The organism is Bradyrhizobium sp. CCBAU 53338, from assembly GCF_015291665.1.
Classification (GTDB): domain Bacteria; phylum Pseudomonadota; class Alphaproteobacteria; order Rhizobiales; family Xanthobacteraceae; genus Bradyrhizobium.
This window is the reverse complement of the sequence record NZ_CP030048.1, coordinates 6,485,661-6,508,253: the sequence shown is the minus strand read 5'-3', so window position 1 is coordinate 6,508,253 and position 22,593 is coordinate 6,485,661. Positions and strand designations below refer to the sequence as shown.

Genomic DNA, 22,593 nt, shown 5'->3' with positions numbered 1-22,593 from the left:
TGCTGATGCGGACGATTTGCCTTGCCATCGCGGTTCTTGTCGGAGCGGTCCCGGCGCTGATGGCATCAAGCGTGAAGGCTGCGATCATCGACTGGCAGGCCGAAATGGAGCGCTGCCGTGCGGTGCGCGCGAACGTGGCGCCGCTGCTTCAGGCCGGTGAAGGCATATCCGCCGTCGGCCGCTCCAACAGATCGGTCCGCCGCTGCATCTGGATCCAGCGCATGGCCGTGCGCAGGAAAATCCCCGGCGCGGAAACGTGGGAGCCGCGGCTGTCAGTCGCGCCCGTTCTTTAGCCTGGGCAGCAAATCCTTCAGCCCGGCGGGATAGAGGCTAGGGCCATCAGGCATGTCGAGATCGGCGAGGTCGAACCAACGGGCGACGATCTCCTCGCCATTGTCCTCGCGGAAGTCGATGCGGTCCTGAGAGCTGAACGCGCCTTGCGGAAAGGCGACCTCGGCGATGAACATCACCTCGTGCCCGGTCGCGCCCTCGTGGGCATAGATGTTCTCCATCAGCAGCGGCTCGCCGATGATGCTGACGTTGATGCCGAGCTCTTCGTCGAATTCGCGAATGAGCGCAGCCCGCCAATTCTCGCCGAACTCGATCTCCCCGCCAAGCGGGCGCACGCCCTTGATCCGTCCCGCATCGTCGCGCACCTCGGCCGCAAGCAGCCGCCCGTCCCGCCAGTGCAGGCCGATCGCGACGACGCGGATATGGGGATGCGGGCGCCATGTGGTCATGGGGAATGGATAGTCGGCGCTGGGCGGTTTCGCAATGCGTCTGCTAGACCTGATGGTCACCCCGCCAGAACGCCGTTTGCAGCGGCAGCTGCTGCCGGATCATCGCGACGCCGTCGACGACCTTCAGCCCCCGCGCGGCGCAGGCCTCCATGAAGCCGGTGCGCCGGGCCGCGATGATGTCGAACACGGCGCAATCCTTCGGCAGTTTGGCCGGGTCCATCGGCAGCGCATCGGTCGCCTTCAGTCCGAGCGAGGTCGCGTTCACGCAGAGCCCGGCATCGTCGAAGCGCGCCTCGAGGTCGATGTCGAGATCAGGAAATTGTCCGCGCAGCTTTGCAGCTAGTGTCTCGACCGGGCCGGGGACCTCGTTGAGAATGCGCAGGCGCTTCAAACCACCTGCCGCCAGCCCATGGCAGATCGCACGGCCGGCGCCACCCGCGCCGATCACCACGGTGCGGCGGTCAGGGTTGAAAATGCCGGCCTCTCGCGCGGCCTTCAGGAAGCCCTCGCCGTCGAAGGACTCGCCGACGAGTTTTCCGTCGGCCTCGATGCGGATCGTGTTGACCACGCCTTCGAACCTTGCCGCAGGTCCGACCTCGTCGCAGAGCTCGAACGCAGCGGGCTTGTGCGGAATGGTCAGGTTGAAGCCCGCGGTGCTCGGCGACTTCGCCAAGGCGCGGATCGTCTCTGCGAGATGCTTCGGCGCCACGTCCATCGCCGTCATGTGCCAGTCGAGACCCTGCTCCCAAAAATAGGGCGTGTAGTAGCGGGGCGCTGCGACATGGCTGGCGGGATGGGCGAAGATGAAGACGGTGCGCGAGGCGCCGGTCGGAAACTTCATGATGTCAGCCCTTGACGGCACCCGCCGTGAGCCCGGAGACGAGATAGCGGCGCACCGCGAGCGAGAAGATCAGTACCGGCGCCATCACCAGCGAGCCGCCGGCAGCGATCTTACCCCATTCCCAGCCCTCGTAGTTCATGAAGTTCACGACGGCCACTGGCGCGGTGCGCGCATTGGTGCGGGTCAGGATCAGCGCGAAGAAGAAGTCGTTCCAGGCGTAGAGGAAGCACAGGATCGCGGTCGCGGCGATGCCGGGCGTCACCATCGGCAGCACGATTTTTGTGAACACGGTACGCGTCCGCGCGCCGTCGACGAGGGCCGCCTCCTCCAGCGACACCGGGATGGTATCGAAGAACGGCTGCATCATCCAGATCACCAGCGGCAGGTTGAAACTGGTGTAGACCAGCACGAGCCCCGTGATGGTGTCGAGCAGGCCGATCCAGCGGTAGAACAGGAAGAAGGGGATCGTGAACGCGATCGGCGGCGCCATGCGCGTCACCAGGATGGCGAAGGAGAGGCCATGCTTGCCGCGGCCGGACCAGCGCGACAGCGCATAGGCCGCGGGCACGCCGAACAGCAGCGCCAGTGCGGTCGAGAGCGAGGCGCTCAGGAGGCTGTTGACGAAGGACGCCGAGAACGCGCTGTGCCACAGCGCGACGTAGTTCTCCAGCGTCGGCCTGAAGATCAGCGGCGGCGGGAATTGCAGGATCTGGTCGTTGGTCTTGAAGCTCATCTGCAGCAGCCACAGGAACGGCGACAGCAGGATGAGCAGCACGACCGTGATCGCGATCAGCCGGCCGGGGGTGGCCTTGCGCAGGGACGACTCGTTCATGCCAGCGCCTCCCTGCGCCGGCCCATCCAGACCAGGCCCAAGCTGATGCCGCAGACCAGGAGCAGCATCACCACGGTAACCGCGCTGGAATAGCCGATCTCGTTGGTGTCGAAGGCGAGGAGGTACGCGTAATAGTTGGTGACCTCGGTGACGGTGCCGGGGCCGCCGCCGGTGAGCAGGAAGATCAGCGGGAACGCCTTCACGCTGTCGATCAGGCGGAACATGCCCGAGATGACCAGGATCGGCGTGATGAAGGGCAACGTCACGTACCAGAAGATCTGTAAGCGATTGGCGCCGTCGACGAGGGCGGCTTCCGAATATTCGTCGGGAATCGTCTGCAGCGCCGCCAGCACCATCAGGAAGGTGAACGGCGTCCACTCCCAGGTGTCGGCGATGATGATCGATGTCAGCGCGAAATCGACGCTGGATGTCAGGGCCGGCAGCGTGAAGTGCAGCGCCCGCGCAGCGTAATAGAGCGGGCTGATGTCGGGCGCGTAGATCAGCTTCCAGATCACCGCGACCACGATCGGCGGCAGCACCATCGGGATCAGGAAGAAGGTGCGCGCGAACTCGACGAAGCGCGACGGTACGTTCAGCAGCAGCGCCAGCAGCATGCCGAGCAGCACCTGGAACAGCACGCTCGCAACCGACAGCTTGGCCTGCACGGCCAGCGAATTGACGAAGCGGGGATCGCCGGGCAGCAGGGCATAGTTGCGCAAGGGATCGCTGAAATCGGTGGCCGAGCCCGGCGTCGTCAATTGGAACGGCGTCAGGCTGGTCACGATCAGATAGATCGCCGGCAGCACGGCGACGGCGAACAGAACGATCAGGCTTGGTGTGAGCGCGAAGGCGATGAACCTGCGGCGCTCACCGTCGATTCCGCTCTCGCTCAAAGCTTTGTCCCGGCGCGGCGGAGTGCGGCGATGGCCTGGTCCTGCGCTGCGTTCATCGCGTCCTTGGCGGGCAGCTGGCCGGTGGCGACCTGCTCGAACGCCTTGTTGAGGACGTCGCCGACGATCGGAAACTCCTTCGACGTGCGATAGGCCATGTAGTTCTCGCCCTTGCCCGGCAGCTCCAGCACTTCGAGATAGAGCGCGCCGAGGTCCTGGCCATTCACCGTATTGAGCTTGCGATATTCGTCGCTGGTGATGATCGAGCGCCGGCAGATCGACGAGTGGCCGTGCTCCTTGACCAGCCTCATCGAGATATCCGGGCTGAGCGCCCATTTGATGAATTCCCACGCCGCCTTCTGGTTCTTCGCGTTCTTGGGAATGCCGAGACCCTGGCTGTTCGAGGCCGGATAATCGTGCACGGGACCGGCGGGCGAGCGCACGACGCGGGAGGTCTCCTTCACCTTGCTCTCGTCCGAGAGCAGGATCGGCGTCACCCAGGCGCTGGAATGGATGAAGATGTTGGCGCGGCCGGTCAGCATCGCCTGCCGTGCCTGATCCTCAGTATAGGTCAGAACGCCGGTCGGCGCGCTCTTCAGGAGCTTCGCATAGAACTCGACGCCCTGGATCGCCTCCGGCGTATTCAGCGTCGGCATAGGGTCGCCGGGCGGGTTCCTGAAGATGTTGCCGCCAAAGCCCTGGATGTAGGGCGGCAGATTCCAGTTATGCAGGAACCACGACACCATGCCGCTGACGCCGTCGGTGCCGTTGATCTCGGCGCAGACCTGCTGCAGCTCGGCGAAGGTCTTTGGGATCTTCAGTCCCTTCTTCTCCATCAGGTCCATGCGCGACAGACCCATCAGCATGGCGCCGCCTTCCCAGGAATAGCCGTAGGTGGCGCCCTTGGCGTCGCGATAGGGCACCTGCGCGCCGTCGACGAAATCCTTGGGATTCCACTCGGCCGGCGTCAGATTGGCATCGCCCGTGAACTCGTCGAGATTGGCGAGCAGGCCTGCCGCGATCCAGCGGGTCGCGAGCGTGAAGGTGACATTGACGAAATCATAGGCCGAGCCGCCCGAGGACAGCTCGAGATTGGCCTGCTGGTTGTAGACGGGCAGGGCCGAGAGCTGGAGGTCGATCTTCATGCCGGTCTTTTCCTCGAACTCGGGAATGTATTTCTGCAGCAGCGTGAAGAAGCGGTGCTGGAACGAGGCGCCGTGCAGCGTCACGCCGGCAAACGGCTTGGTCTGCGCGATCAGCGGCGCGGGGAATGCGGCCAGTGCCGCGCCTGCAGCGCTCGCTTTGAGCAGCTTGCGACGGGTGATCGAGTTCGCACGCGATGCGTTGTTCATGTTTCTCTCCCTCATCATGGTTTACTGGCTTCAACGCGTCCGTCTGGTGCGGACGTTCTCGTCGACCTCGGCGTCTTTCTTCTTCTGACGCGACATGGCCGTGACGATGTTCTGCTCGGTCAGGTCCATCAGCTTGTGCATGGCCTGGCGCGCGCCGTCGGCGTTGCGCGCCCAGATCTCGTCGAGCACGGCGCGGTGATAGGGCAGGCTCTTGCGCGGCGCGCCGGGATTGGTGCTCGACAGGTCGAACGACATTCGCAACGCGGCCGCGACCGTCGCGCCGAAGGCGATCAGGAAATCGTTGCCGGTGGCGATGAGAATGCCGCGGTGGAACTGCAAGTCCGGCTCGGCATACGCGACGCGGTCCATGCCGGCCGCATCCATGCCGCGATAGGCGCGCTCGATCCGTGCAAAGTCCTCGTCGGTGCCGCGCACGGCGCAGATGGCGCAGGCCTCGGGCTCGACGATCCGGCGAACCTCCAAAATCTGCTTGGCGAACTCCTGCGTCGGCAAGGCCGAGAGCGTCCAGTTCAGCAATTCCTCGTCGAGCATGTTCCAGTCGAACCGCGCCCGCACATGCGTGCCGGCCTTCTGCTTCGAGGCGATCAGCCCCTTGGCCTTGAGCAGCGACAGCGCCTCGCGGATCGAGGCGCGGCTGACATTGAAGCGGGATGCCAGCTCGATCTCGCGCGGCAGCGTCGTGCCCTCGCGCCAGACGCCGGTCAGGATCATCCGCGCCACCTCGCGGGCGACCTGGGCGCTCGATTGCGGGCTGTCCTTGCTGGGAGATTTTGCCACGGTGGTTCCGGTTTCTTGGAATAAAATGTCTGATTTATTACAAGGGACGGCGAAGAGGCATGCAGAATTAGGCTTCTGAATTCAGATAATCAAATCCGGGCTGGTTTGACAAGAATTATTATGTCAGACATATTTTCTATTGACTCAACGCCGCGCAGGATAAAGCCATCGTGACAAAGCCCCACATCATCCTGGTCATGACCGACCAGCAGCGTTTCGACACGATCGCGGCGACGGGCCATCCGTACATGAAGACGCCGAATCTCGATCGCCTGGTGCGCGAGGGCGTCTATTTCGACAATTGCTTCATCAACGCGCCGAGCTGCGTGCCCTCGCGCGCCGCGCTGTTCTCCGGCCTCTATCCGCACGCCTCGGGCGTGCTGAAGAACGGGCAGCGCTGGCAGAGGACCTGGGTCAGCAAGCTCGGCGAGGCCGGCTATCACTGCGTCAATGTCGGCAAGATGCACACCATCCCCTATGACGCGAAGGCCGGTTTCCACGAGCGCTTCGTGGTCGAGAACAAGGATCGCTTCTTCGAGGGGCGCTGGTTCGCCGACGAGCTGGACAAGGCCTTTGCCGCGCACAAGCTGACCAAGCCGTCACGCGCCGGCTACCGCAGCCTGCCCGACTATGGCGACCGCATGGGCGCCTTCACCTGGGAGATGCCGAAGTCGCTGCACCCGGACATCTTCGTCGCGGAGACCGCGATGTGGTGGCTCCAGACGCGGCCCAAGCCCGAGGCGCTGTTCATGCAGATCGGCCTGCCCGGGCCGCATCCGCCCTATGATCCCTTGCCGGAATATCTGGAGCACTATCTCGCCCGCAACGACCTGCCCGTACCGCAGCCGACCGAGGCCGAGATCGAGGGCCTGCCGGCGTACCTGAAAGAGAAGCGCCGTCACGACACCGAGGTCGACCACGACGCTGTCTCATGGAAGCTTGCGCCCACGCATGAAGAGATGCGCCGCCTGCGCGCGCATTACTATGCCAACGTCACCATGATCGACGAGCAGATCGGCCGCCTGATCACCATGCTCGAGGACAAGGGGTACCTGGACAATTGCGTCGTCGTCTTCATGTCCGACCATGGCGACAATCTCGGCGAGCACGGCCTCAGCCAGAAATGGTCGATGTACGAGCCAGTGACGCGCATCCCGCTGCTGCTCTGGTCGCCCAGCCTGTTCGCCGGCGGCCGCCGCATCCGCGAGAAGTGCCAGCTGTTCGACCTTGCGCCCACCATTCTGGATATTGCCGGCGCCGAGCATCCCAAACCGTTCCAGGCCCGCAGCCTGCTGCCGGCGCTGAAGGGCGAGGAATGGGCCGGCCGCGATTTCGTGTTCAGCGAGCAGGCCGGCGACGTCGCGATGACCGGCGCAAGGCTGATCACCATGGTGCGCGATGTCAGGTGGAAGGTCGTGTTCATCCACGGCGCCGAGGACGGTCAGCTGTTCGACCTCGAGACCGACCCGCTCGAGCAGCACAATCTCTGGGGAGTGCCCGAGCACGCCGGCGAGATCAGCCGCCTCAAGGACGCCTTCATCGACTGGCGGCAGAACAGCCTGCTCGAGACGATGGACCTGAACGCGGCGGCACGGTGAGGGCGCTCACCGCGAGAGGCCGTCATGCCGGGACAAGCCCGGCCACGACGATGTGGAGATTTCAGCGTATCTACCCCACCAGATACTTCCTCACCGCCGCCTCGTCCCATTCAATCCCGTTGCCCGGCTCCTCGCCCGGCAGCGCAAACCCGTCCTTGATCTGCAAACGCGTCGCCAGCACCGCGTTCGCCCAGTCGACATATTCCAGCCAGTGCGCTGTCGGCGTCACGCAGAGCAGATGCGCGCTGACTTCCGAGAACAAATGCGTCGACATCTCGATGCCGGCGGCATGCGCGAGCGCGGCGGCGCGGAGCCAGCCGGTGACGCCGCCGATGCGCTGCACGTCGGGCATCACGTAGTCGCAGGCTTCGGCGGAGAGGGCGGCCTGCATCGAAAACGCGCTGTCGAAATTCTCGCCGATCTGGACCGGCGTGCGCAATGCATCCGCGATGCGGGCGCAGCCCGCATAGTCGTCGTGGCGGATCGGCTCCTCGATCCAGCTCAAGCCCTCGTCGTCGAGCATCTCGCCGCGGCGGATCGCTTCCGTCACGGTCAGCGCCTGATTGTAGTCGCACATCAGCGTCACCTCGTCCCCGACGGCCTTCCTCACCGCGCGGACCACGGCGAGATCCTCCCGCGCATCGGGCCGGCCCACGCGGATCTTTGCGGCGTGAAAGCCCTCGGCCAGCAGCTTGTGGGCTTCCTCCACCGCGGCACCCGCGGGCATGATGCCGAGCCCCTTCGAATTGTAGGCCTTCACCGGTTTCGGCGCGCCGCCGAGCAGGCGCGCCAGCGGCAGGCCGCGTATGCGCGCCAGCGCGTCCCATGCCGCCATGTCGATGCCGGACTGCGCCAGCCGTTGCAGGCCGGCCAGCCCGAGCAGCGTGAAACGCTGGGTCAGCTTGCGCTCGATCTCGAACGGCAGCAGCTCGTCGCCTTTGAGCAGCTCTGACATTTCCGTGACCATCGCGGTCAGCGGCATCAAGGCCGACGGCGTGATCGAGAACAAATAGGCGTGCCCCACCGCGCCCTGGTCGGTCTCGCAGTCGATCAGCACCAGCGGCGCCTTCGCCACCGCCCCGGTCGAGGTCTTCAGCGGCAAATTCATCGGCACGATCACGGGGCGCGCGTTGAAGCTGATGATGCGGATGTTCTCGGTCATGGGCCCTCCCGGCGGAGTGAATGCAGGTTGATGCCGATCTTAGACATTCGACATGAAACGAAAAGCCCGGTGCCGCGACCACCATAAAATGGGGTTGCGCGGGCGCGGGTTTATGGGCTCTGTGCAGACCGCATGCTGGCCGCAAATCCCCGGATTTGCGCCAAAAACGCACACAACGGAGCCATCAAGTGAAACAAGAGATCGCCGAAGAGCAGCGCAAGAGCGGCATCCTGATCGGCGCCGTGATCGCCTTCCTCCTGCTCGCCCTGCCGCTCGCGGTCTGGCTGGACCTGACCGAGCTCAGCAAGAACGCGCTCCGCCGGCAGGCGATCGATCTCAATTCCGTCATATCGAGCGTGCGCAGCTATTATGCGTCCAACGTGGTCGGGCGCGTGCTCGCCAACCCCAACGGCACCACCAAGGTCGTGCACAACTACGAATCCGTCCCCGGCGCGATCCCGATCCCGGCGACGCTGTCGCTGGAGCTCGGCCGGGTCATCGGCGCGCAGCAGGAGAACATCACCTACCGCTTCGTCTCCGACTTCCCGTTCCAGAACCGCGCCCCGCACCAGCTCGACAAGTTCGAGAAGGATGCACTGGCCGCGCTGCGCGCCGATCCCGAACGGAAGATCGTCGACACCGAGACCTCGCTGTTCTCCGACAAGGTCCGCCTGGTCGCGCCCGTCACGATGGCGCCGGCCTGCGTGAGCTGCCACAACAGCCATCCCGAGAGCCCGAAGAAGGACTGGAAGGTCGGCGACGTCCGCGGCATCCAGGAGGTGATCATCGCCCAGCCGATCGCCGCCAACATCTTCTCGTTCAAGTTCCTGCTGGCCTATTTCCTGATCGCCGCCGGCAGTGGCCTGTCGTTCCTCTCGCTCCAGCGCCGGCAGGCGCGCCGCATCAAGGGCATGAACAAGGAGCTCGAATCCGCCAACGACTTCCTGGCCTCGCTCTCGATGAAGATCTCGCGCTACATCCCGCCGCAGGTCTACAAGAGCATCTTCTCCGGCCAGAAGGACGTCACCATCCACACCGAGCGCAAGAAGCTCACGATCTTCTTCTCCGACATCCAGAATTTCACCGCGACCACCGAGCGGCTCCAGCCCGAACTGCTGACCCAGCTCCTCAACGAGTATTTCACCGAGATGTCGGCGATCGCGCACGAGCACGGCGGCACGGTCGACAAGTTCATCGGCGATGCCATGCTGATCTTCTTCGGCGACCCCGAGACCAGGGGCGACCGCGCCGATGCGCAGGCCTGTCTCCAGATGGCCTGGCGCATGCAGCAGCGTCTCACCGAGCTCAACGCGAAGTGGCGGGCCTCCGGCATCGAGCAGCCGTTCCGCTCGCGCATGGGCATCAATTCCGGCTATTGCAATGTCGGCAATTTCGGCAGCAGCGACCGCATGGACTACACCATCATCGGGGCCGAAGCGAATCTCGCAGCGCGCCTGCAATCGATCGCCGAGCCCGGCGGCATCGTGCTGAGCTACGAAACGTTTGCGCTGGTCAGCGACATCGTCCGCGCCCACGCGCTGCCCGCGATCACGATGAAGGGCATCAGCCGCGAGGTGATTCCCTATTCGGTCGATGCGCTGAGCGATGCGGCTGCGGAGAGAAGCGGCGTCATCACCGAGCGCGCGCCGGGGCTCGAGCTCTATCTCGATCCGGCGGTCGTGAAGTCCGGCGATGCGGCGCGCGTGCGCTCGCTGCTGGAGAACGCGCTGGCGTCGCTGAAGCCGGCGTGAGATCTTTCTGATCGAGAGAGTAGGAGGGAACGCACCTTTGTTGTGGCGCGAGCTCGCTCCGGTTAGTGCGATGAAGCACAATGTAGCGACGCACTCCGCCGCGCTCCCTCCCCCCTTGTGGGGGAGGGCGGGGGAGAGGGGTAACTCAGCAAAAGGTGGACATGACAGGACTCACCTTGCCGCCCCTTCCGTGAACGCCGTCTCGATCACCGCCCCGAACGGCTGCCAGGATCGTCCGTCGAACTGCACCAGCCGCATCTGCTTGATCGGCAGATAGCTGCCCGTTGAGGTGTTCATCCTGATGTTGGGCAGCGCGACGGAGGGGTGAAAGTCCCTGAGCGAGGCCGCCTGGCGCATGATGTTGTCGCGCGAGAGGTCGTCGCCGCATTGTTTCAGCACCTGCGTCAGCGTTTCGGCCGCGGCGTAGCCGTAGAGCGCCGCGCTGTTGTTGGTGCTTTCGACCTTGTGGTACCGGTCCATGAAGGCGAACCAGTCCTTCATGGCGGGATCGTCCTTCCAGGCGGGATCGCTCGGGTCCTTCAGGAACGCCGCCGAGACCACGCCGGCCGAATTCTCCAGCCCCGCAGGCGCCATCGCATTTGCGATCGAGGCGGAGGCATCGTTGACGATGAAGACCGGGTGCCAGTTCAGCGACGCCGCCAGCTGGATCACCTTGGCCGCGGTCGAGGGCACGCCGAGAAAGACGAAGATGTCGGCGCCGGCGCGCTTGAGGATCGAGACGTGTCCTTCGAGATGTTCGTCCGAAATGTCGAAGGCGACGTCGACGAGGACCTGGCGGCTCATATCGCCGAGACCTTCCTGGATGCCCTTGTAGAGCATGCGGCCGAACTGGTCGTTCTGCCACAGCACCACGATCTTCTTCCGGGGATAATAGGCCTGGATGTAGTTGGCGTAGATGCGTCCCTCCGAGCGGAACGGCGGCTGCCAGCCCATGGTCCAGGGAAACGCCTTGGGCTGGCTCAGCTCCTCGTCGCCGGAGGCGACGAACAGCTGCGGAATCTTCTTCTGGTTCAGATACCAGCGCGTGGCGATATTGCCCGGCGTGCCGAACGAGCCGAACATCAGATGCACGTCGTCCTTCTCGACGAGATCGCGGGTCAGGTCCAGCGCAGCGGCGGGATCGGAATTGTCGTCGCGGGTGATGAAGCGGATCTTGCGGCCGTTGATTCCGCCGCGATCGTTGACCATGTCGAAATAGGCGGCCTCCGCCTTGCCGATCGCACCGAATTCCGACAGCGGCCCCGAATAGGGCACGATGTTGCCGATGCGGATTTCCTTGTCCGAACCGGGATCGGAGTCGGGCTGGTCCGAACGCTGCTGCGACATCGCCCCGAGCGAGGCGAGCGCAGCGATCGAAACGAACAGCAGTCTGCTGCTGACGCGCATGCTCGACGCCTTGATGTTGTTGGCCCCCGGAAAGGACGGCTCGATCTGCACCAAGGCGAGTTGATCTACGTCAAGCGTTTGGCAATCCTGTGGCCGGGTGACGTGCCGGACGAAACGGCAGGCCTACTGACGCGCCGCGACAAGTCGTCATGCCCGGGCTTGTCCCGGGCACCTCCGTTCTTGCGCCGCGGGTGAGCCGTCGATGCCGGGACAAGTGTTTGGCCCGGACAGATCACTGACGGCGCTGGCGGGTGAGGAACGCCCCTTACGGCAACCCCCGCGCCTCGAGCTGATGCACCAGCAGCAGCGTCGGCTCCGCGAGACTGTCGCCGGAGCCGTCGAGCCCGAACGCCGCCGCGATGCCGTCGCGGCTGCGCAGCAGCGTGGTGCGCGGGCAGTGGCCGGCGCCGCAGAGCGTCTTCTTCAGGGTCTCGCCTTGTGCAACGAGGTTCGCCGGATCGTTCGCGGCCCAGGCCAGCACGATCGGCGCGTCGACATTGAGGATGCCGGGAAATACCGAGCGCTTGTCATATTGAGCGGTATCCGTGCCGAAATACGCCTTCTCGCTGTCGCTGGCGTCCTTGCCGGCGCGGTAGATGCCCGAGACCAGCACCACCGCGGCGACATCGGCGCGGTCGGCCTGGAGTTCGGGATGCGCCAGCAGGCTTGCGACATGGAAGGCGCCGGCACCATAGCCGACTGCGACGATCTCGCGGGCGTCGCCGTTGAACAGGTCGATATTGCCGTGGATCCAGGACAGCGCCGCCGCGACGTCGGTCGACCCCATCGGCCAGGTCGCCGATGGCGCGAGGCGGTAGTTCGCGCGCACCCCGATCATGCCGTTGCGCGCGGCAAAGCACATCGCCTCGTCCTGGATGTCGCGCGACAGGTCCGGCGCCCCGCGGTCGCCGGTGAACGTGTCGCCCGCCACGAACAGCAGCACCGGCCGCGGCGTGTCAGCCTTGTTGGTCTCGCTGGTGGCGACGTCGAGCACGTTGGCCTCGCTGTCGCCATAGCGCAGGCCGCGCGAGAAGGTGACCTGCTCGCACAGCCGCGCGACGCCGCCGGCGGTGGTGTCGCTATCGGTGAGGCCTGTCAGGACGAGATCGGACGGGGCGGTCGGCCGCACCGGCAGCAGGCCATGGGCGGAGGCCGCCGTCGCGGTCAGGAGAAGCAAAAATGCGAGACAGTTCTTCATCGTGAGGGTGCCGGCCTTGCGCGCTCATATTGGTGCGCCTGATGGACCTGTCTTTTCAATTCGCCTTATGACGTGATGTTGTTGGTCCATGATGCGGCGATTTCACGGCGGCTCGAACCTGCCCCTCGCGCTGGCTCAATTCCCCGGCTGAAACGTGCAATCCGCCCCGCTCCCGTCCTTCTGCCTGATGGCGTTGGGATCGATCGTGCAGCTCAGCTTGCTCAGGCTCTCGAAATTCGATCCCGCCGCGCCATCGGCCGGAACGCCCGATAGCGCCTCGGTCGCGAAGATCTCGTTGGCCGTGGAGCCGTTCACCGTCTTGACCTTCTTGCCGAAGGTCACCTCGCAGTTGCGGATGGTGATGTCAACATTGCTGGTGCGGCAGACGATCTTGTCCGCGGTCACCACGATCGGCTTCTTGTAGGGAATGTCGGCATTGGCGGCGAACAGCATCGCCACCGCCTTCTTCTCGGCGCCCGACAGGATCGGCGACAGCGGTGCGATCACGCCCGCCAGCGCCAGCGCCGTGGAGCCCGAGATTTTCGCGGGCGTGGCGGCGGAGGCGCCAGCGACATGAGTGGCGCCGGCGACGAGCAGGGCACCGGCGAGGCAGGCCGACATCGCGAGTTTCATGGGCGTCTCTCCTCAGAGGCCACGGCTTCGCCGCCGCGCAGGCGCGCCGAGCCTATGACAGATTTCCCATTTGGGGGAGGGCTATCGTCACAGTCTGGGGAGAGTGAGCGTAGCGGAGTTGCTTGATGTGCACTCGTAAGGGCCGGGCGGACGTCCGTTTCGGCGAGCGCAGCGGATCGGCTGTGCCGACAGGTCGGGTCGGTGAGATGGGTCTGAAGTCAGTCGGTGATGTCATCTCGGGGAATCTTCGTAAGATTGTCCTTTGCGCCCGACATCGCCGTCTTCCTGGCTGTCTCTGCCAGCACGTCGCGTACGCCAACTGTCGAGTGAGAATGGTCCCGTGCCGCTGATTGCAAGACTGATCAGACCGGCAAGATAGAGCAGGATGTGCTCGTACCCGACCGGGCCGAACTTCACTCCGTCCGGAGAAATGCCCGCAAGCTTGACGGAGAAAAAGCCGTAAGGAAGATGAACCGTGAAGAGCGCGGTCAGCAACACGACCGACAACGGCAGGCTCGCCGCTGCGACAAACGCGCCGCACAGAACGCAGAGGCCGCCAATCAGCTCGGTTGCCGTGGTTGCCCAGGCAAAGAACAGCGGGAGAGGCACGTTGACGGCGTGTAGAAACGCCGCGAAGCTCTCCGGGCCGCGGCTCAGCTTCGCCCAGCCATGGACGATGAATCCATAACCCACGATGAGACGAAGCGGCCATGCGCTCCAGCCCGAAAGAGTGCCGGACAGTTTCGTCCAGCCCGTGACGGAGAAGGCGGGGCGGTCCGATGACAATGCACTCATGAGGTCCATCCTGATCCTTGAATTCGAGTGCGCTGCGATCGCCGTACAGGCTTAAGTGGATCTTAAGGGCAGATCCTCCGTCACCAGGCGAGGAACCGGCGCCCGCCGAGATAGCCTCCCGCCACGACGATCGACGCCGCGAGCGGATACCAGGTGATCACGAACAGCGGACTGTCGTCGAAGCAGTTGAGCGCATAGAACGTTGCGGCGATCGCGCTCGCGGCGAGGCCGGCCACCGCGCCGGCGGATCCCGGATCGCGCGGGGCTCCGTCCCGCAGCAGGATGAGGAAGCAGGTCAGTGGAGCCAGAGCCAGAAGCGGAATCAGGGTGATGCAGTTGACCGAGTTCGAACCGATCAGGCGAACCATCCACAGCGAGCGGGGCACCAGATCGAGCTCGAAAGCCGCCGCCGCAAGCAACAGGCAGAGCGGCACCCCGAGAATCTCGAGCCGGCATTGGCGCCACATTGCGGGCGCGGCCAACCGGTAGACCAGCGTCGTAGCTGGCACGGCCAGTGAGAGCGTGACCACGAATTTGAACAGAAACCGCCAGGTCTCGGCAGCGGCCGCAATGTCCGGCCTGGGTCCGATCGCTGCAAGGAAGATCAACGCGTCGACGGCGACGCCTGAGGCGGTGGCGTAGACGAAGGAGCGAAGGAAGGAGCGCCGCGGCGCGGTGTCGGCCGCCATTGCGTTGATGAGTTGCTCCGTCTTCATCGCCTGACGCTCCTGCGATGTGCGAGCTCCAGTCTCACGATGTCTTTGTCGCAAAACGAAGGACCGCGGCGGATCGCGGAGCCCGGGCGGGCGTCTTGTCCGAAGGCAACGGCCAGACGATCTCGGCGCGCAGTCCGCTGCGGTCACCGCGGTTGACGAGGTTGAGCCGGGCGCCGTTGGCGCGTAGCGCGAGCTCGACGATTGACAGCCCCAGCCCACTGCCGCTGGGGCGCTTGAGCCGGCCGCGGAAGAAGCGGCGTGTGACCAGTTGCAATTCGTCCGGCGGGATGCCGGGGCCTTCGTCCTCGACGGCGATCAGGATGGCGTCGGCGTTGCTGTCGACGCGCCAGCGCACGAGGCCGGAGTCGGAGGTGTGTTCAACCGCGTTCTCATGCAGATTGCGTAGCGCGAGCACGAGCAACGCGGCGTTTGCCGTCACCGTCGTCCTGCTCAACGCCGGTTCGATCTCCACGCGGATGCGATCATGGCCCGGGACGGCGTCGACGATCTCGTCGATGGCGGCGCCGAGATTGACGGCGGCGTCTGGTAGCGCGTCGTGGGAGGCGTCGAGATTCGCCATCGCCAGCAATTGCCGGACGAGGCGCGTGGTGCGGTCGACCGCAACCAGGATCTGCCGCAGCGCCCGCTCGCGCGCCGCCGGGTCTCTCGCGCCGATCGCGACTTGCGTCTGGGTCCGCAGGCCTGCCAGCGGCGTGCGCAGTTCGTGGGCGGCAAACGCCGTGATCTCCCGCTCATGCCGTCGTGCGCTCTCGACCTTCTCGAAAAGCGCGTTGATGGCGGCCGTCATCGGCAGGATCTCGGCCGAGGCCTGGTCCCCCTGCACCGGGCTCATGTCATCCGCGTTGCGGGTCTGAAGCTCGCGCGCAAGCGCGCGGAGCGGACGCAAGCCGCTGGTGAGGCTGGACCAGATCAGGAAACCGAGCAGTGGAACGATCAGCAGCGTCGGAGTGAGCAGCCCCTTGACGATGCCTGCGACCAGATGCTCGCGAATGCCGAGGCGGTCGCCGACCAGCACGCGGATGCCCTTGTCGGCATCCTCGACGGTGAAAACGCGCCAGCTCTCGCCGTCGATGTCGCGTTCGGAGAAGCCGCCTTCGGTATCGCTGAGCCGCGAGCGCGGCGCCCCGCTCGACCGCGCGACCAGGCGGCCGTCGAGCGACCAGATCTGGCAGGAAAGCTGGCGCTCGTAGATCGGTATTCCGGGAAGCGCATCGTGGCTTGCCTCAGGGGTCGCGACGCCCTTGGTCGGAACGAGCGAAGCCACCATGCGCGCGGCTTCCTGGAGCCGGGCGTCGAGCACGCCTTCAACCTCGTGTTTCGTGCCGACATAGATCCAGCCGATGGCGAACAGCCAGATCACGCCTGTAGCCGCGACCAGGATCAGAAAGAGTCTCGTCCGCAGCGACATCATCATGCGCTCACCCGGATGCGATAGCCGATGCCGCGCACGGTCTCGATCGCCTGCCGTCCGAGCTTGGCGCGCAGCTTGTGGATGTGGACCTCGACCGCATTGCTCTCGATCTCCTCTTGCCAGCCGTAGAGGCGAGCCTCCAGCGCGTCCTTGGAGCGCAGCACGCCTGGCCGCTCCATCAGCGCCTGCAGTACGGCGAATTCGCGCCGCGACAGGCTGACCTTCTCGCCGTGCGCGGTCGCCGACATGGTGGCGGGATCGAGCACGATGCCGTTGCAGGACAACAGCGGCGAGGCCCGCCCATTTTGACGCCGGCCGATGGCGCGCAGCCGCGCGCCTAGCTCATCCAGGTCGAACGGCTTGCCGAGATAGTCGTCTGCGCCAGCGTCGAGGCCCTTGACGCGATCGGCGATTTCGTCGAGCGCGGTCAACAGAAGCACCGGCGTGCGGTCGCCGGCCGCCCGCATGTCGGCGAGCAGATCGAGCCCAGACCCGTCCGGGAGCATCAGGTCGAGAACGAGAGCGTCGAACTCGCTGCTTGCCAGCGCCGCGCGTCCGTCGGCGCAGCTCTCCACCACGTCGAGCGTAGCGCCGAACATGCCGAGCCCGACCCGCAAACCGTCGGACAGGACAGGATCGTCTTCGACGACGAGAATGCGCATGGTTTTGCCTCTGACTTCGAGCCCGTCGCCCTGCAGCCTTAAGGCTGGCTTAAGGTGCGCTCCCCAGATCGGCGGCCGCAATCAGGCGAGGCTTTCCATGTCTTACGTGCGGACGATCTGGTTTGTTACCTTTCTTCTTCAGGCCTTTTGGCTCGGCGCGGCCGCGGCGGGTCCGAAGCCACCCGACGAGGCCTTCAGATTCGACGTCACGCAGGGCGAAGAGGAAGGCGTGGAACTCCTCTGGTCGATCGAGCCGGGATACTATCTTTATCGCGACCGGATCGCGGCGAGCCTCGGTGGCAAGCCGCTCAAGGTCGCGACGACACGCGGCGAGACCAAGGACGATCCAACCTTCGGATCGACCGAGGTCTACCACCACGAGGCCACCGCCCTCATCGATGCCTTGCCCGAAACCGGCGAGCTTCGCGTCACCTATCAGGGCTGCGGCGAGAACACGATCTGCTATCCGCCGATCACCAAGGTGATCGACCTCGCAACGTTGATCGTTCGCGATGCCGACGCCCGAGAGGACGGGATGCACTCGCTGTCCTCGTCGGCGGCCGAGGAGCCGGGTCCTGCGGTTCCGGGTGAATTTTCGCCTGCCGGTGCGACGACACCTGATCTTGGCGGCAGCCTCGCTTCGACCTTGTTCGCCTTTCTCGGTTTCGGAGTGCTGCTCGCCTTCACGCCGTGCGTTCTTCCCATGGTGCCGATTTTGTCGGGCATGCTGACGCGCTCGGCGGAGAAGCTATCGCCGGGGCGGGGCTTCCTGCTGTCCGCGACCTATGTGCTCGCGATGGCAGGCGCCTATGGGGTGCTCGGGATTTTCGCCGCCTGGTTCGGCGGCAACCTTCAGGCGACCCTGCAGACACCGGTCGCTGTCGGCCTGATGAGTCTCATGTTCGTCGTGTTGGCCCTCTCGATGTTCGGATTCTACGAGCTGCAGGTGCCGCACGCATGGAGCGCGCGGCTGACGTTCGGAGCGGGCCGCGCAGGATCGATCGGTGGGGCCGCGCTGCTCGGTTTCACCTCCGCCCTGATCGTCGGTCCCTGCGTGACGCCGCCACTGGCCGCGGCATTGGTCTATATTGCGCAGACCGGAAACGCGACGCGCGGCTCGGCGGCACTGTTCTCGCTCGGCCTGGGTATGGGCCTGCCGCTGCTGGCGTTTGGAACGTTCGGGGCGACGGCTCTGCCGAAGTCCGGGCCGTGGCTGGTCCGTGTCAAGCAGGCGTTCGGTATCGTCTTCATCGGCGTCGCAATCTGGATGATGTCGCGGATCCTGCCGCTGCCCTCGATCGCATTCGCGTGGGGCGCGTTTGCTGTCGGCATCGCACTTTGGCTCGGTTGGCCGGAACCCGGCCGGGCGCGGTCGGCGCGGCATTGGGGACGCGTGGCGTCCGCGATGGCGGCCGGTGCGCTTGCGATCTATGGTGGGCTTGTGGCCGTTGGCGGCATCACCGGCTGGTATGCGCCTCTGCAACCATTCGCCTGGGCGGGTGTGACGCTGCCGATCGCTGCGCCTGGCCTCGAAGCCGACGGCTTTCAGACGGTAACCAATGAGGGTGATCTCGACGCGGCGATCGCGGCCGCCGGTGCCGAGGGGCGCCCGGTCCTGATCGACTTTTCGGCCGAGTGGTGCACTGAGTGCCGGTTGATGGAGCGCACCGTCTTCGCGGATGAGGCAGTCCGCCAGCGGCTGAGCGCGTTGCGTCTGATCCGGGCCGACATGACCCGATACGACCTTGCGAGCAAGAAGCTCATGGAGCGGTTCGCGGTGGTTGGTCCTCCAACGCTGGTCTTTCTCAATACCATGGGCCGGGAAGTCGACGGCACCAGAATGATCGGCACGACCGCCGTGCACGATTTGCTGGACAAGATCGCCGTAGCCGAGCGCGGCTAAAGCAAACATCCCCTGGAGCAACACATGAACAAAGCAGTCTCTCGCTCGACCTTCCTGCGCCTTGCCGGAGCCGCCGCGCTGCTGCTCACCGAGACCCTCGCGCACAGCGCCGAGAATGAAATCACGAGCGAGATGATTCTTGCCGATCCCGAAGCCCCGACCGCGGGCAATCCGGACGGAGATCTCACGATCGTGGACTTCTTCGACTACAATTGTCCGTTCTGCAAGGATGCCGCCGTTCATCTCGAGCGTCTGGTGAAGGCCGATGGAAAGATAAAGCTCGTCTACAAGGATTGGCCGGTCTTGACCCCAACCTCGATCGTCGGCGCCAAGCTCGCGCTCGGGGCCAGATATCAAGACAAATATCTCGCGGCGCATCACGCCTTGATGAGCGTTCCCGGCTACGGGATCTCGCAACAGCAGATGATCGACGCCGTGCACAAGTCGGGCGTCGACATGAACCGCCTCGATGCCGACATCAAGGCAAATGATGCGGCCATCACCGGTCTGCTCAAGCGAAACCTGGCGATCGCCGATGCTGTCGGCTTCCAGGGAACGCCGGGCTTTCTCGTCGGGCCCTACAAGGTCAACCAGGCGCTCACCTACGAAGGCTTCCAGCGCGTCGCGGCCGACGCCCGCGCCAGGCAGGCCGGTCAGAAGGCCGGTTGATCGGCTTCCAAATTCGGGAATACCAGCCCATGCTCGCTCATCTTCAGAAAGCCGCCAGGACGCTGTTCCTGGCGGTCACACTTCCCATTACCGTGGCGGGTTGCGTGACAACCGACGCTGCGGGCCTTGACCAACGCCAAACGGCCGGAACGGCACGCTACGCAGCGATACCGTCGGAGAAGTTCAGGGTCGATGCGATCGACGTATCGGTGGTCGATCCGCGCTTTCTGCGCCAAGTCGTCGATTACCGCACGACGGAGCCTCCGGGGACCATCGTAGTCGATCCGCACAATCGCTTTCTCTATCTCGTCGAGAAGGGTGGCAAGGCGATTCGCTACGGGGTCGGGGTCGGTCGCGCCGGCCTCGAATTCACCGGCACGGCGAACATCCAGCTCAAGCGGGAGTGGCCGCATTGGACGCCGACCGAGGCCATGATCGCACGCGAGCCGAAGCGCTATGCCAGATGGGCGCGCGGCATGGATGGCGGAGAGAGCAACCCGCTGGGCGCGCGTGCGCTCTATCTGTTCAGGGGTGGACAAGATACCCGCTATCGCATCCACGGCACGACCGAGCCGGAGTCGATCGGCAAGGCGGTCTCGTCCGGTTGCATCCGCATGATGAATCAGGACGTCATCGATCTCTACGGGAGGGTGCCCCTGCACACGAAAGTCGTGGTGCTCTAGGAGCTTTGTCGTTCGTCGGGCCAACCGGAATTTTGCAGGACCACGCGATATCCGCGCGTCGCCGAGCGCGCGAATGCACGCCGGCTGATGTGTCCGGCTGGATGAGAGGTGTCGGAAGCTCTAGCCGGCTTTCTTCCGCTTGGTCGTCCTCTTCGCGCTCTTCTTGGCGGCCTTCCTCTTCGCCGCCTTCTGGGCGGTCAGATACGCCTCGACCTTCTTGGAGGAATGGCCGGCGGCGGCGACGGCGGCCTTCAGCTTCGCCGGCGTGATCTTGAACTTCTTCGACCAGTAGCGGACTTCATAGGCTTCGCTCAGCGCGATCCGGCTCTTGTCGGCGGCGCGGTGTTTTTGCAGCTTGATGTAGTCTTCGACCTTCCTGGCGGAGTGGCCGACTTTCTTGACGGCATATTTCAGCTTTGCCGGGGTGACCTTGAATTTCTTCGACCAGTAGGCGACTTCGTACTTCTCGGTGAGCGCAATCAACTTGCGGTCCGCTCCGCCCCGCTTGGTCTTGTCGTCGGCCATGTTTCTCTCCTGCCCTGGACGCGCTTCCACTCTAGCATGCGATCCGATTTTGCGGCGCAAGATGAAGCGCGCGGGGGGATTTGCGCGGTGCGGCGGTTTTGGCTCGACGGGTCAAACGGTTGCGCAGCGCGACCGCGGCTTATCCCGGTACAGTCGTTCTACTTTGCATGGGGTCGTTTTCGACTTTTTTGCTATCTCGCCCGTCCGTGATGGAACCTAATCGCGGCTGGTGCGACTTATCCATGACACGGGGAACAACGTGCGAGGCTGTCATGGCAGAGAAGCATACCGCCGATCCGGCAGAGATCATGCGGGCGACCGGCCATCCTGAGCTGGAATACGCCGCCGGCTGGACCATCGCTGGTCTCGTCACCATCGGCACCATCGTCGCCGCCTGGGTGTTTGCGATCTAGGCCGTCCGAACTGCTGCCGGTGCTCGACCGGCTGCCTGAACGTCAGGGCGTGACCGCTCCGCGTGCCACTGCACGCGGGGCGGTGAGCTCTTTCCACGTCGAATTGGCGACATGCACCGGCGGGAAAGCCGGACGCTCGACATAGTGCCCGTCGCCCGCCTCGGCACGCAGATCGCCGTCCTTCCACACGATACGACCGCGTGACAGCGTCGCGGCCGCGCCGCCGGTGCAGGCGAAGCCTTCGAACACGTTGTAGTCGATCCGGCTCATCTGGCGCTTTGCGCTGATGGTCCTGGTTGCCTTCGGATCCCACACCACGAGATCGGCATCCGAGCCGACGGCGACCGCACCCTTGCGCGGAAAGATGTTGAGGATGCGGGCGATGTTTGCCGAGGTCACGGCGACGAATTCCTCTTTCGTCAACCGACCCGTGGCAACGCCGGCGGTCCATAGCAGCGCCAGGCGATCCTCGAGACCGCCGGTGCCATTCGGGATCTTCCTGAAATCGCCGAGGCCGAACCGCTTCTGCTCCGTGGTGAAGGCGCAGTGGTCGGTCGCGACCACTTGCAGCGAGCCGGACTGGAGGCCGGCCCATAGAACGTCCTGATGCGACCTGTCGCGAAATGGCGGTGACATCACGCGTTGCGCGGAATGATCCCAGTCCTTGTTCTGGTATTCACGCTCATCGAGCAGCAGATGCTGGATCAGCGGCTCGCCATAGACACGCTTTCCGGCGGCGCGGGCACGGGCGATCGCCTCATGCGCCTCGCGGCAGCTGGTGTGCACGATGTAGACCGGCGTGCCGGTCATGTCGGCGATCATGATGGCGCGGTTGGTGGCTTCGCCCTCGACCTCCGGCGGCCGTGAATAGGCGTGGCCCTCGGGGCCGGTGACGCCGCGTGCGATCAGCGCCTCCTGCATCAAGGCGACGACGTCGCCATTTTCCGCGTGCACGACCGGCATCGCGCCGAGATGGGCGCAGCGAGCGAAGGAGTTGTAGAGCTCGTCGTCATTCACCATCAGCGCGCCCTTGTAGGCCATGAAGTGCTTGAAGGTGTTGATGCCGTAGGTTTTGACCACGGTCTCCATCTCGTCATAGATCTGCTTCGACCACGAGGTCACCGCCATGTGGAAGCCGTAGTCGGTTGCCGCCTTCTCGGATTTGTGGCGCCATTCCTGATAGGCCGCGAGCATCGACTGGCCGGGATCGGGCAGGCAGAAATCCACCACCATGGTGGTGCCGCCGGTCAATGCCGCCTTCGTGCCGGATTCGAAATCGTCGGCGGTGACGGTGCCCATGAACGGCATTTCGAGATGGGTGTGGGGATCGATGCCGCCAGGAAGGATGTAGGCGCCGCCGGCGTCGAGGATTTCCGTGCCCGTGGGCGCTGCGATCGAGGCGCCGACCGCGACGATGCTGTCGCCCTCGATCAGAACGTCCGCGCGGCGCGAATGATCATGATTGACGACGGTGCCGCCGCGGATGAGGAGGGACATGGGAACTCCGGAGGAGGGGGAGAGGACGGAATGCGGCGAAGCTAATCGCGCCGGTCACGATGTGACAGGTGAAATTTTAGTCAGCTGCGCTCTCGG

The 22,593-nt window shown here is 64.8% G+C and carries 23 protein-coding genes; 7 read left to right on the top strand and 16 right to left on the bottom strand.

The window, feature by feature from the left end; all coding sequences use genetic code 11:
* Positions 1-5: 5 nt before the first annotated feature.
* The gene (locus XH90_RS30550; protein WP_194477962.1) at positions 6-293 is read left to right on the top strand and encodes a hypothetical protein; all 288 of its coding nucleotides are present in this window, start codon (positions 6-8) and stop codon (positions 291-293) included.
* On the opposite strand, the gene XH90_RS30545 is transcribed toward XH90_RS30550, so the two are convergent.
* From XH90_RS30545 to XH90_RS30520, 6 genes are read right to left on the bottom strand one after another with little or no spacing between them, the layout of a single operon-like run.
* Entirely contained in the window at positions 273-740 is a 468-nt protein-coding gene (locus tag XH90_RS30545) for an NUDIX hydrolase (protein WP_194477961.1), read from the bottom strand. The two genes, XH90_RS30550 and XH90_RS30545, sit on opposite strands and share 21 nt — an antisense overlap.
* A 43-nt stretch (positions 741-783) precedes the next feature.
* On the bottom strand, positions 784-1,581 hold the full coding sequence (locus XH90_RS30540; RefSeq protein ID WP_194477960.1) for a shikimate dehydrogenase: 798 nt from the start codon (positions 1,579-1,581) through the stop codon (positions 784-786).
* 4 nt (positions 1,582-1,585) lie between these two features.
* Entirely contained in the window at positions 1,586-2,413 is an 828-nt protein-coding gene (locus XH90_RS30535; RefSeq protein ID WP_194477959.1) for a carbohydrate ABC transporter permease, read from the bottom strand.
* On the bottom strand, positions 2,410-3,306 hold the full coding sequence (locus tag XH90_RS30530) for a carbohydrate ABC transporter permease (RefSeq protein ID WP_194477958.1): 897 nt from the start codon (positions 3,304-3,306) through the stop codon (positions 2,410-2,412). The genes XH90_RS30535 and XH90_RS30530 overlap by 4 nt, the downstream gene beginning before the upstream one ends.
* Positions 3,303-4,655 (bottom strand): ABC transporter substrate-binding protein, encoded by a 1,353-nt coding sequence (locus XH90_RS30525; protein WP_194477957.1) that lies wholly within the window; start codon positions 4,653-4,655, stop codon positions 3,303-3,305. The genes XH90_RS30530 and XH90_RS30525 overlap by 4 nt, the downstream gene beginning before the upstream one ends.
* Before the next feature lie 30 nt (positions 4,656-4,685).
* Positions 4,686-5,453 carry a FadR/GntR family transcriptional regulator gene (locus tag XH90_RS30520; RefSeq protein WP_194477956.1) on the bottom strand — a complete coding sequence of 256 codons (768 nt, stop codon included), beginning with the start codon at positions 5,451-5,453 and terminating at the stop codon, positions 4,686-4,688.
* A 170-nt stretch (positions 5,454-5,623) separates the two neighbouring features.
* Here XH90_RS30520 and XH90_RS30515 point away from each other — a divergent pair, with 170 nt between their 5' ends.
* The gene (locus XH90_RS30515; protein WP_246755629.1) at positions 5,624-7,051 is read left to right on the top strand and encodes a sulfatase; all 1,428 of its coding nucleotides are present in this window, start codon (positions 5,624-5,626) and stop codon (positions 7,049-7,051) included.
* Between the two features lie 70 nt (positions 7,052-7,121).
* Here XH90_RS30515 and XH90_RS30510 read toward each other — a convergent pair whose 3' ends face one another.
* Entirely contained in the window at positions 7,122-8,213 is a 1,092-nt protein-coding gene (locus XH90_RS30510) for an enolase C-terminal domain-like protein (RefSeq protein WP_194477955.1), read from the bottom strand.
* A gap of 188 nt (positions 8,214-8,401) precedes the next feature.
* Here XH90_RS30510 and XH90_RS30505 point away from each other — a divergent pair, with 188 nt between their 5' ends.
* The gene (locus XH90_RS30505; RefSeq protein ID WP_194477954.1) at positions 8,402-9,964 is read left to right on the top strand and encodes an adenylate/guanylate cyclase domain-containing protein; all 1,563 of its coding nucleotides are present in this window, start codon (positions 8,402-8,404) and stop codon (positions 9,962-9,964) included.
* Positions 9,965-10,135: 171 nt separating this feature from the next.
* On the opposite strand, the gene XH90_RS30500 is transcribed toward XH90_RS30505, so the two are convergent.
* The 7 genes from XH90_RS30500 to XH90_RS30470 form a co-directional block, all read right to left on the bottom strand.
* Positions 10,136-11,371, bottom strand: coding sequence for an ABC transporter substrate-binding protein (locus tag XH90_RS30500; RefSeq protein WP_194482862.1), 1,236 nt, complete (start codon positions 11,369-11,371; stop codon positions 10,136-10,138).
* Positions 11,372-11,636: 265 nt separating this feature from the next.
* On the bottom strand, positions 11,637-12,569 hold the full coding sequence (locus XH90_RS30495; RefSeq protein WP_194477953.1) for an alpha/beta hydrolase: 933 nt from the start codon (positions 12,567-12,569) through the stop codon (positions 11,637-11,639).
* 135 nt (positions 12,570-12,704) lie between these two features.
* On the bottom strand, positions 12,705-13,202 hold the full coding sequence (locus XH90_RS30490; protein ID WP_246755628.1) for a hypothetical protein: 498 nt from the start codon (positions 13,200-13,202) through the stop codon (positions 12,705-12,707).
* Between the two features lie 231 nt (positions 13,203-13,433).
* Entirely contained in the window at positions 13,434-13,997 is a 564-nt protein-coding gene (locus tag XH90_RS30485) for a DoxX family protein (RefSeq protein ID WP_194477952.1), read from the bottom strand.
* Positions 13,998-14,077: 80 nt separating this feature from the next.
* Positions 14,078-14,713, bottom strand: a complete 636-nt coding sequence (locus XH90_RS30480; protein ID WP_194477951.1) for an NrsF family protein — start codon at positions 14,711-14,713, stop codon at positions 14,078-14,080.
* A gap of 34 nt (positions 14,714-14,747) precedes the next feature.
* Positions 14,748-16,145, bottom strand: coding sequence for an ATP-binding protein (locus XH90_RS30475; protein ID WP_194482860.1), 1,398 nt, complete (start codon positions 16,143-16,145; stop codon positions 14,748-14,750).
* Positions 16,145-16,807 carry a response regulator transcription factor gene (locus XH90_RS30470; RefSeq protein ID WP_194477950.1) on the bottom strand — a complete coding sequence of 221 codons (663 nt, stop codon included), beginning with the start codon at positions 16,805-16,807 and terminating at the stop codon, positions 16,145-16,147. Before XH90_RS30470 ends, XH90_RS30475 begins: the two co-directional genes overlap by 1 nt.
* A 97-nt stretch (positions 16,808-16,904) precedes the next feature.
* Here XH90_RS30470 and dsbD point away from each other — a divergent pair, with 97 nt between their 5' ends.
* Genes dsbD through XH90_RS30455 form a run of 3 tightly spaced genes read left to right on the top strand, consistent with a single transcriptional unit; the run spans position 16,905 to position 20,062 of the window.
* Positions 16,905-18,710, top strand: coding sequence for a protein-disulfide reductase DsbD (gene dsbD / locus XH90_RS30465; RefSeq protein WP_210348705.1), 1,806 nt, complete (start codon positions 16,905-16,907; stop codon positions 18,708-18,710).
* A gap of 24 nt (positions 18,711-18,734) precedes the next feature.
* Positions 18,735-19,379 carry a DsbA family protein gene (locus XH90_RS30460; protein WP_194477948.1) on the top strand — a complete coding sequence of 215 codons (645 nt, stop codon included), beginning with the start codon at positions 18,735-18,737 and terminating at the stop codon, positions 19,377-19,379.
* Between the two features lie 29 nt (positions 19,380-19,408).
* Positions 19,409-20,062, top strand: a complete 654-nt coding sequence (locus tag XH90_RS30455) for a L,D-transpeptidase (RefSeq protein WP_194477947.1) — start codon at positions 19,409-19,411, stop codon at positions 20,060-20,062.
* 120 nt (positions 20,063-20,182) lie between these two features.
* Here XH90_RS30455 and XH90_RS30450 read toward each other — a convergent pair whose 3' ends face one another.
* Complete coding sequence (locus XH90_RS30450; RefSeq protein WP_194477946.1) at positions 20,183-20,587, bottom strand: DUF3606 domain-containing protein; 405 nt, start codon at positions 20,585-20,587, stop codon at positions 20,183-20,185.
* 272 nt (positions 20,588-20,859) lie between these two features.
* On the opposite strand from XH90_RS30450, the gene XH90_RS30445 reads away from it, so the two are divergent.
* Positions 20,860-21,000, top strand: coding sequence for a hypothetical protein (locus XH90_RS30445; protein WP_007597071.1), 141 nt, complete (start codon positions 20,860-20,862; stop codon positions 20,998-21,000).
* Positions 21,001-21,042: 42 nt separating this feature from the next.
* On the opposite strand, the gene hydA is transcribed toward XH90_RS30445, so the two are convergent.
* On the bottom strand, positions 21,043-22,497 hold the full coding sequence (gene hydA / locus XH90_RS30440) for a dihydropyrimidinase (RefSeq protein WP_194477945.1): 1,455 nt from the start codon (positions 22,495-22,497) through the stop codon (positions 21,043-21,045).
* Between the last annotated feature and the right edge of the window lie 96 nt (positions 22,498-22,593).

Coding starts and splice junctions, on each gene's coding strand:
- XH90_RS30500 (WP_194482862.1), bottom strand. CDS start 11,371: ATGCGCGTCAGCAGCAGACTGCTGTTCGTTTCGATCGCTGCGCTCGCC.
- XH90_RS30450 (WP_194477946.1), bottom strand. CDS start 20,587: ATGGCCGACGACAAGACCAAGCGGGGCGGAGCGGACCGCAAGTTGATT.
- XH90_RS30535 (WP_194477959.1), bottom strand. CDS start 2,413: ATGAACGAGTCGTCCCTGCGCAAGGCCACCCCCGGCCGGCTGATCGCG.
- XH90_RS30550 (WP_194477962.1), top strand. CDS start 6: ATGCGGACGATTTGCCTTGCCATCGCGGTTCTTGTCGGAGCGGTCCCG.
- XH90_RS30545 (WP_194477961.1), bottom strand. CDS start 740: ATGACCACATGGCGCCCGCATCCCCATATCCGCGTCGTCGCGATCGGC.
- XH90_RS30460 (WP_194477948.1), top strand. CDS start 18,735: ATGAACAAAGCAGTCTCTCGCTCGACCTTCCTGCGCCTTGCCGGAGCC.
- XH90_RS30480 (WP_194477951.1), bottom strand. CDS start 14,713: ATGAAGACGGAGCAACTCATCAACGCAATGGCGGCCGACACCGCGCCG.
- XH90_RS30495 (WP_194477953.1), bottom strand. CDS start 12,569: ATGAAGAACTGTCTCGCATTTTTGCTTCTCCTGACCGCGACGGCGGCC.
- XH90_RS30510 (WP_194477955.1), bottom strand. CDS start 8,213: ATGACCGAGAACATCCGCATCATCAGCTTCAACGCGCGCCCCGTGATC.
- XH90_RS30540 (WP_194477960.1), bottom strand. CDS start 1,581: ATGAAGTTTCCGACCGGCGCCTCGCGCACCGTCTTCATCTTCGCCCAT.
- XH90_RS30490 (WP_246755628.1), bottom strand. CDS start 13,202: ATGAAACTCGCGATGTCGGCCTGCCTCGCCGGTGCCCTGCTCGTCGCC.
- hydA (WP_194477945.1), bottom strand. CDS start 22,497: ATGTCCCTCCTCATCCGCGGCGGCACCGTCGTCAATCATGATCATTCG.
- dsbD (WP_210348705.1), top strand. CDS start 16,905: ATGTCTTACGTGCGGACGATCTGGTTTGTTACCTTTCTTCTTCAGGCC.
- XH90_RS30455 (WP_194477947.1), top strand. CDS start 19,409: ATGCTCGCTCATCTTCAGAAAGCCGCCAGGACGCTGTTCCTGGCGGTC.
- XH90_RS30445 (WP_007597071.1), top strand. CDS start 20,860: ATGGCAGAGAAGCATACCGCCGATCCGGCAGAGATCATGCGGGCGACC.
- XH90_RS30525 (WP_194477957.1), bottom strand. CDS start 4,655: ATGAACAACGCATCGCGTGCGAACTCGATCACCCGTCGCAAGCTGCTC.
- XH90_RS30475 (WP_194482860.1), bottom strand. CDS start 16,145: ATGATGTCGCTGCGGACGAGACTCTTTCTGATCCTGGTCGCGGCTACA.
- XH90_RS30470 (WP_194477950.1), bottom strand. CDS start 16,807: ATGCGCATTCTCGTCGTCGAAGACGATCCTGTCCTGTCCGACGGTTTG.
- XH90_RS30485 (WP_194477952.1), bottom strand. CDS start 13,997: ATGAGTGCATTGTCATCGGACCGCCCCGCCTTCTCCGTCACGGGCTGG.